Annotated in this window: 5 protein-coding genes; 3 read left to right on the plus strand and 2 right to left on the minus strand. The window is 72.2% G+C overall.

Annotated features, from left to right (window positions below):
• The coding region (locus tag DQW85_RS32280) for a DNA gyrase/topoisomerase IV subunit A (protein WP_162795544.1) at nucleotides 1–2,456 on the minus strand (2,456 nt) is incomplete at its 3' end.
• Nucleotides 2,457–2,590: 134 nt separating this feature from the next.
• On the opposite strand from DQW85_RS32280, the gene DQW85_RS32285 reads away from it, so the two are divergent.
• Nucleotides 2,591–3,412, plus strand: coding sequence for a TauD/TfdA dioxygenase family protein (locus DQW85_RS32285; RefSeq protein WP_113703570.1), 822 nt, complete (start codon nucleotides 2,591–2,593; stop codon nucleotides 3,410–3,412).
• Nucleotides 3,413–3,502: 90 nt separating this feature from the next.
• The gene (locus DQW85_RS32290) at nucleotides 3,503–5,617 is read left to right on the plus strand and encodes a RecQ family ATP-dependent DNA helicase (protein ID WP_113703571.1); all 2,115 of its coding nucleotides are present in this window, start codon (nucleotides 3,503–3,505) and stop codon (nucleotides 5,615–5,617) included.
• A 108-nt stretch (nucleotides 5,618–5,725) separates the two neighbouring features.
• Here the strand turns inward: DQW85_RS32290 and DQW85_RS32295 are convergent, their stop codons facing one another.
• Nucleotides 5,726–6,619 (minus strand): carbohydrate kinase family protein, encoded by an 894-nt coding sequence (locus DQW85_RS32295; RefSeq protein ID WP_113703572.1) that lies wholly within the window; start codon nucleotides 6,617–6,619, stop codon nucleotides 5,726–5,728.
• Between the two features lie 159 nt (nucleotides 6,620–6,778).
• Here DQW85_RS32295 and DQW85_RS32300 point away from each other — a divergent pair.
• Nucleotides 6,779–8,756 (plus strand): bifunctional acetate--CoA ligase family protein/GNAT family N-acetyltransferase (locus DQW85_RS32300; RefSeq protein ID WP_113703573.1); only part of this gene is annotated, 1,978 nt, incomplete at its 3' end.

The following is an 8,756-nucleotide window of genomic DNA, read 5'->3' on the forward strand; positions in this document are numbered from 1 at the left end:
GGCTCGCCGGAGGCCGCCAGGGCGCCGCCGATGGCGCCGATGGTGTGCGTCAGGCGGACGCCCGAGCCGTCGCGGCGGCCGATCTCGTCGGGCAGCGGCACCGGCTTGCCCACCCCGGACACGGCCTTGGCGGGCGCCGGGCCTGCCCAGGCGAGCAGGAGCACGTCCTCGCCCTTGAGGAAGCGCTGGGCGCGCACACCGCCCGTGGCGCGCCCCTTGGCCGGGAACTCCGCGTAGTCGGCCACCTTGCCGCCACCCACCTGGGTGCCGGGCAGTGCCGTGGACGAGCCCGCGATGGTCACGACGTGGGCGGCGCGGGACGGGTCGACCACGCCGAACCAGATCGCGCGGGCGCCGCCGTCGAGCCGGATGCCCGCCATGCCTCCCGCCGGACGGCCCTGCGGTCGGACCAGGGACGCCTGGTAGCGCAGGAGCTGGGCGTCGCTCGTGATGAAGACCAGGTCGTGCGACTCGGACTCGAGCTCGACCGCGCCCACCACGGTGTCGCCGTCCTTGAGGGTGATCACCTCGAAGTCGTCGCGGTTGGCCGGGTAGTCGGGCACCACCCGCTTGACCACACCCTGCGCCGTGCCGAGGGCGAGGCCGGGACCGTCGGGATCGAGGCCGCCGAGGCCGACCACGGTCTCATCGGGGCCGAGCGCGACGAACTCCGACACGGGATGACCCCCCGACAGCGACGGCGGGCTGGCCGAAGGCGGCAGCGTGGGCAGGTCGACCACCTGAACGCGGATCAACCGGCCCAGCGAGGTCACCACGCCGACCTCGCCCCTGGCGGAGGTGCGTACGGCGGAGACCAGCACGTCGTGCGCCGCCCGGTCGCCGTCGCCCGGCAGCGGGTCGGCGTCGGAGGTGCGGGCGAGCAGACCGGTGGACGAGAGCAGCGCGAGACACGGCTCGTCGGCGACCTGGAGCTCCACCGTGGCGGTGCGGGTGACGCCCGAAGCCTCCAGCAGCACGGTGCGGCGCGGCGTGCCGTATTTCTTGGCCACCTCGGCGAGCTCGCCGGAGACCACCTGGAGCAGCCGGGCCTCCGACGACAGGATGCCGGTCAGCTCGGCGATCTCGTCGGTCAGCGTCTGCTTCTCCCGGTCGAGCTCCAGCTTGTCGTAGCGGGTCAGGCGGCGCAGCGGCGTGTCGAGGATGTAGGCGGCCTGGACCTCGGTCAGGTCGAACACGTCCATCAGCCGCGTGCGGGCCTGGGCGGAGTCGTCGGAGGCGCGGATGACCTGGATGACCTCGTCGATGTTGAGCAGCGCGATGATCAGGCCGTCGACCAGGTGGAGGCGCTCCTCGCGCTTGCGGCGGCGGAACTCCGACCGGCGGCGCACCACCTCGAGCCGGTGGTCGACGTAGACCCGCAGGAGGTCGCGCAGGCCCAGCGTGCGCGGCTCGCCGTCGACGAGGGCGACGTTGTTGATGCCGAACGTCTCCTCCATCGGCGTCAGCCGGTAGAGCTCCTCGAGCACCGCCTCGGGGATGAAGCCGTTCTTGATCTCGATGATCAGGCGCAGGCCTTTGTGCCGGTCGGTGAGGTCCTTGAGGTCGGCGATGCCCTGCAGCTTCTTGGCGGTCACCAGCTCCTTGATCTTGGCGACCACGCGCTCCGGCCCGACGTTGTAGGGCAGCTCGGTGACGACGATGCCCTTGCGCCGCGGCGTGATCTGCTCGACCACGCAGCGCGCGCGCATCCGGAAGGTGCCGCGGCCCGTCTCGTAGGCGTCGCGGACGCCCTGCAGCCCGATGATCGACCCGCCGGTGGGCAGGTCGGGGCCCGGCACGAACCGCATGAGCTCGTCGAGCGTCGCGTCGGGCTTCTTGATCAGGTGGCGGGCGGCTGCCACGACCTCGGTGAGGTTGTGCGGCGCCATGTTGGTGGCCATGCCGACGGCGATGCCGGTGGTGCCGTTGACCAGCAGGTTGGGGAAGGCCGACGGCATGACCGTGGGCTCGGTCTCCTGGCCGTCGTAGTTGGGCTTGAAGTCGACCGTGTCCTCGTCGAGCGACTCGACCATGAGCATCGCGGCCGGGGCCAGCCTGGCCTCGGTGTAGCGCATGGCCGCCGGCAGGTCGTCGGGGGAGCCGAAGTTGCCGTGCCCGTCGATCAGCGGCAGGCGCATGGAGAACGGCTGCGCGAGCCGTACGAGGGCGTCGTAGATCGGGCTGTCACCGTGCGGGTGGAGCTTGCCCATCACGTCGCCGACGACGCGCGAGGACTTGACGTGGCCGCGGTCGGGACGCAGGCCCATCTCGCTCATCGAGTAGAGGATGCGGCGCTGCACGGGCTTGAGGCCGTCGCGCGCGTCGGGCAGCGCGCGCTGGTAGATCACCGAGTAGGCGTACTCGAGGAAGCTGGTGCGCATCTCCGAGGAGACGTCGATGTCGACGATCCGCTCCTCGAAGTCCTCAGGCGGGGGTGCAGTCGTGCGTCGGGCCATGTCGAACATTGTGCCGAAGAAACCCTGATGCCCGCGACACCTTCTCCCTCGCGGGTGGGCGACCCGGCTCTTGACCAAGCAATTGCTTGGGCGTTACGTTCCGGAAAGAGGTACTCCCCGTCTCCGGAGGCGTCATGATCGAGTTCCATCCTGTGACCAAGCACATCGGCGCCGAGGTGACGGGCGTCGACCTGCGCAAGCCGCTGTCCCAGGAAGAGGTCGCGACTCTCCGGGCGGGCTGGCTGAGGCACCTGGTGCTGTTCTTCCGCGACCAGCACATCGACGACGAGCAGCACCTGCAGTTCGCGCTCAACTTCGGCACGCTCAACCATCCGGCGTTCAAGAAGGACGCGACCAGCCCCATCCACGTGCTCGACCAGACCGCCCCCAAGGGAGAGGGCGGCGACGAGTGGCACAGCGACAACACCTTCGAGCCCACCCCGCCCATGGGGTCGCTGCTGCGCTGCGTCCAGCTGCCGAGCGTGGGCGGCGACACCATGTTCGCCAACACCTACCTGGCGTACGAGACGCTGTCGCCGTCGATGCGGCGGCTCTGCGACGAGCTGACGGCCGTGCACGACATCACGATGTCGATGAAGAAGGCCATCTCCAAGGGGCACCCGTTCGACCTGGAGGAGATCCAGGCCAAGTGGCCGCCGATCGAGCGGCCCGTCGTGCGCGTGCACGCCGAGACGGGCCGCAAGGCGCTGTTCGTGAACCGCGCCTCGACCACGCGGCTGGTCGGGCTCACCGACCGCGAGAACGAGGCCCTGCTGCCGCTGCTGATCGACCACATCCGCTCTCCGGAGTATCAGGTGCGGCTGCGATGGAATGTCGGCACGATGGCCTTCTGGGACAACCGTCCCACCCAGCACTACGCGGTCGCCGACTACACCGAGCGCCGCCGGATGCACCGGGTCACGATCAACGCGTTCCCGGAGCACGCCGACAAGTAGCACGCCGACCAGTAGCACGCCGACAAGTAGCTCGCGCACGGATCGGTCCGCGGGCCGAAAACGTCGGGGAAACCTGGTAACAAGGAGCACATGACTGAAGCCCCCGACGTGGCGACGCTGCGCGAAGAGGCCGAGACCAGACTCCGGGCGCTCGCCGGCGAGCACGCCAGGCTGCGCGACGACCAGTGGGCCGCCGTCGAGGCGCTCGTCGTGCGCCGGCGCAGGGTGCTCGTCGTGCAGCGCACCGGGTGGGGCAAGTCCGCCGTCTACTTCGTGGCCACCGCGCTGCTGCGCGAGCTCGGCGAGGGGCCCACGGTCATCGTGTCGCCGCTGCTCGCGCTCATGCGCAACCAGATCGCCGCCGCCGAGCGAGCCGGCATCCGCGCCGTCACCATCAACTCCGCCAACCCCGAGGCGTGGGAGGAGATCTACGGCCAGGTCGCCGACGGCATGGTCGACGTGCTGCTGGTCAGCCCCGAGCGGCTCAACAACCCCGACTTCCGCGACCAGGTGCTGCCCGAGCTGGCCGAGAGCGCCGGGCTGGTCGTGGTCGACGAGGCCCACTGCATCTCCGACTGGGGTCACGACTTCCGCCCCGACTACCGCAGGCTCGCCACGCTGTTCGAGGAGCTGCCGCCCGGCATCCCCGTCCTGGCCACCACCGCCACCGCCAACGCCCGCGTGACCCGCGACGTGGCCGAGCAGATGCGCCTGCCCGCCGACCTGCGGCCCGACGCCGACGAGACGCTCGTGCTGCGTGGCCCGCTGGAGCGGGAGAGCCTCCACCTGAGCGTCGTACGGCTGGAGTCGGCAGAGCAGCGGCTGGCCTGGCTGGCCCAGACGCTGCGCGAGCTGCCCGGCTCCGGCATCGTCTACACGCTGACCGTGGCGGCGGCCCACGAGATCGCCGGCCACCTGCGGGAGCAGGGCCACGAGGTGGCCGCCTACTCCGGCCAGACCGACCCGGCCGAGCGGCTGGAGGCCGAGGAGGCGCTGCTCAACAACAAGATCAAGGCGCTGGTCGCCACCAGCGCGCTCGGCATGGGCTTCGACAAGCCCGACCTCGGGTTCGTCGTGCACGTGGGCGCGCCCCAGTCGCCCGTCGCCTACTACCAGCAGGTCGGCCGCGCGGGCCGCGGGGTCGAGCGGGCCGAGGTGATCCTGCTGCCCGGCGCCGAGGACCGCGACATCTGGGCCTACTTCGCCTCGCTGGCCTTCCCGCCCGAGCCCGTCGTCCGCGCCACGCTGCAGGCGCTGGAGGAGCACGGCACGCTGTCCACCCCCGCGCTGGAGACGAGGGTCGACCTCAGCCGCGGCCGGCTGGAGATGATGCTCAAGGTCCTCGACGTGGACGGCGCGGTCCGCCGCGTCAGGGGCGGCTGGGAGGCGACCGGCGAGCCGTGGCACTACGACTCCGAGCGCTACTCCCGCATCGCCGCCGAGCGCCGCGCCGAGCAGGAGGCCATGCTCGGCTACCTGACGACGGCCGAGTGCCGGGAGCGCTACCTGCGCGCCCACCTCGACGACGACACGGCCGGGCCGTGCGGCCGGTGCGACAACTGCACCGGGCGGCACCGCTCACCCCAGGTCGCCGCGCCGGCCGTCGAGAGCGCCCGGCAGCGGCTGGCCAGGCCCGGCGTCACGGTCGAGGCGCGCAGGCAGTGGCCGACCGGGCTCGCCGACCTGTCCGGCCGGATCAAGCCGGAGCTCGGCGCGGAGCCGGGCCGGGCGCTCGGCCGGCTGACCGACATCGGCTGGGGCAACCGGCTGCGCGAGCTGTTCAACGGCCCCGACGGGCCCGTCGCCGACGACATGCTCAAGGCCGTGATCCAGGTGCTGTCCGCCTGGGACTGGCGCGAGCGGCCCGTCGCCGTGGTCAGCGTGCCGTCATCGACCCGGCCGCTGCTGGTGCGCGGCTTCGCCGAGCGGCTCGCCCAGGTGGGGCGGCTGACCTACCTCGGTGAGCTGGGCTATCGCGCCGGGCCGCCGGGGCGGCAGTTCAACAGCGCCAAGCGGGTGCAGGCGATCAGGGCGACGCTGGCCATGCCCAAGGAGCTGGGCGCGGCCGTGGCCCAGTGCGGAGGGCCCGTGCTGCTGGTGGACGACCGCGTCGACACCGGCTGGACGATGACGCTCGGCACGGCGCTCGTCCGCCACGCGGGCGCGCCCGCCGTGCTGCCGCTCGCCCTCGCCACGACCTCCTGACCCGCCCTCACCCGCCCTCACCCGCCCTCACCCTGCCTCGCCACAGCGAGCGCCGGGAGCTCCCCCAGGCCGGGGGCTCCTCAAGGGAACGCGCGGGGAGGGGCCGCGTCAGAGCCTGGGACGCGCGCCCAGATGCATGATCGCCTTGGCGGCGAGGTGGCAGCCGGCGGTCAGCGACTCGGCCGGGGGCTTGCCCTCCAGCCACGACGGCAGGAACCCGGCGCAGAACGCGTCGCCCGCGCCCGTGCCGTCCACGATCCGGTCGACCGGCTCGGCGGGCACGCGGGTCGGGTCGGGCCGGCCGTTGCCGTACCACAGCGCGCCCTCGGAGTTCATCTTGATGACGACCTGCGGGAACCACGCGGTCAGCACCTTGGCGGCGGCCTCGGGGTCGTCGCGGCCGGTCAGCACCTTGGCCTGGTCGATGTTGGCGAACAGCAGCTTCGCGCCGCTGGTCCACTCGAGGAACGGCTCGGCCCCCGTACGCTCCAGCGGGGCGGAGGAGGCGCAGTCGAGCGAGATCGACATCCCGGACCGGTGGGCCATGTCGAGCGCGGCCAGGCCGGCCTCGCGAGAGCCCTCGTTGATCAGCGTGTAGCCCGACAGGTGCAGGTGGCCGCCGCCGTTGAACAGGTCGCGCGGCAGGTCCTCGGGGGAGAGCGCGGCGTTGGCACCGGGGTCGGACAGCATCGTCCGCTCGCCCTTGTGGGTGACCAGCACCACGCAGGTGCCGGTCGGCCGCTCGGGGTCCATGACGAGCCGCGCGTCCACGCCGTAGCCCATCAGCTCCATGTCGCGGTTTCGCCCGGTGATGTCGGCGCCCCTGCGGCCGATGAAGGCCACCTCGGCCCCCTCGACGGCGAGCCAGGAGGCGATGTTGGCCCCCGAACCGCCACCGTGCATGGTCACGATCGCAGGCGTGTCGCTCGCCCTGGCGAGCGCATAACGGGCGCGCGCGACCGCGTCGGTCATGAGATCGCCCACCACGACGACCCGCGTCATGATGTCACCACCTTGCTGCCTTCAGAAAGAGCTGGCCACGGCAAAACGCCACGGCAAAACTAACAGCTTCGGGGCTGCTCGTGGGGCGGACCTCTGAGACCGGTCCGCAGTCGATGCACAAGCGTTGCCCAAAGGGCCCTGGGGGTCTTGCGATGTGGGATGAGGTCTAGTCTCGGGACTGTGGAGGCTCAGTATCCCGCCCACTGGGAGGCCGACGTCGTCCTCGCGGACGGCGGCACCGCGCACGTGCGCCCGATCCGGCGCGCCGATGCCGACAGGCTGCGCTCCTTCTACTCGCGCCTTTCCGCCGAGTCGATCTATTTCAGGTTCTTCGGGCCACGGCCGCGGCTGACGGACAGGGAGGTGGCCTGGTTCACCACCGTCGACAACGTCGACCGGGTCGCGCTGATCGCCACCATCGGCACCGAGATGGTCGCCGTGATCCGCTACGACAAGGTGGAGCCGGGCGAGGCCGAGGTGGCGTTCCTGGTCGAGGACGCCCACCAGGGCAGGGGAGTGGCCTCGGTGCTGCTGGAGCACCTGGCCGCCACCGCCCGCGAGCACGGCATCGAGCGGTTCGTCGCCGACGTGCTGCCCGCCAACATGAAGATGATGGGCGTCCTGCGCCAGGCCGGCTACACGGCCGACAGCCGGTTCGCCGACGGCGTGGTGCGCATGACGCTCGACCTCACCCCGACCGCCGACTCGGCCGAGGTGACGACCGCCCGCGAGCACCGCGCCGAGGCCAGGTCCATCGCCAGGCTGCTCACCCCCGGCTCGGTCGCGGTCATCGGCGTCTCCCGCGAGCCGGGCGGCATCGGCCAGACCGTGCTGCGCAACCTGCTCGCCGCGGACTTCACCGGCCCGGTCTACCCCGTCCACCGCGAGGTGCGGGCCGTCGCCGGGGTGCGCGCCTACCCGAGCGTGTCGGCCATCGCCGACGACGTGGACCTCGCCGTGGTGGCCGTGCCCGCGGGCAGCGTCGCCGACGTGGTCAAGGAGTGCGCGGAGAAGGGCGTGCACGGGCTGGTCGTGGTCTCCTCCGGCTTCGGCGAGACCGGCCCCGAGGGGCTGGCCAGGCAGGACGAGCTGGCGGGCATCGCCCGCGCGTACGGCCTGCGCATGGTGGGGCCCAACTGCCTCGGCATCGCCAACACCGACCCCGCGGTGAAGCTCAACGCCACCCTGGCCGCCACCGTGCCAGGCCGCGGCAGGGTGGGCTTCTTCAGCCAGTCGGGCGCGCTCGGCACCGCGCTGCTGCAGCGGGTGGCGCAGCGCGGCATGGGCATCTCGTCGTTCGTCTCCGCGGGCAACCGGGCCGACGTGTCGGGCAACGACCTGCTGCAGTACTGGGAGGAGGACCCCTCGACCGAGGTGATCCTGCTCTACCTGGAGTCGCTGGGCAACCCGCGCAAGTTCACCCGTCTGGCCCGGCGCATCTCCCGCGAGAAGCCGATCGTGGTGGTCAAGAGCGGCGGCTCGCCGGCCGGGCACTCGGCCCGCGAGCTCGGGCTGCCCGACTCGGCGATCACCTCGCTGTTCGCGCAGGCGGGGCTCGTGCGGGTCGACGACCTCATCCAGCTGTTCGACGTGGGGCAGTTGCTGGCCTACCAGCCGCTGCCCGCCGGGCCGCGGGTCGGGCTGGTCACCAACTCCGACGCGCTGGGGCTGCTCGCCGCCGGGTTCTGCGTGTCGGCCGGTCTGTCGCCACGCCCACCGGCGAACCTCGGAGCCACCGCCGGAGCCGCGGAGTTCGGCGCGACGCTCGCCGAGCAGCTGGCCTGCGACGAGGTCGACTCCGTGGTCGTGATCTACATGCCGCCCATCCCGTGCTCGCCGGAGAAGGTGGCGGCCGAGCTGCTGAAGGTGTCGGAGGGGTCTGCCAAGCCCGTGCTGGCCACGTTCGAGGGGCATCTCGGGATGCATCCGGCGCTCCGGGTGGGTGCCACGCCGTCGCGGGGCTCCATCCCGTCGTACGCGGCGCCCGAGGAGGCGGTCAGGGCCCTGGCGCACGTGGTGCGCTACGCGGCCTGGCGGGCGGAGCCGGCCGCGCCGCCGCCCCTGCTCGTCGGCATCGACCCCGAACGCGCCCGCGACCTGGTCCAGCGGGCGCTCGCACCTGAGCCCCGCGACGACC

It is taken from the genome of Nonomuraea lactucae (assembly GCF_003313395.1).
Classification (GTDB): domain Bacteria; phylum Actinomycetota; class Actinomycetes; order Streptosporangiales; family Streptosporangiaceae; genus Nonomuraea; species Nonomuraea lactucae.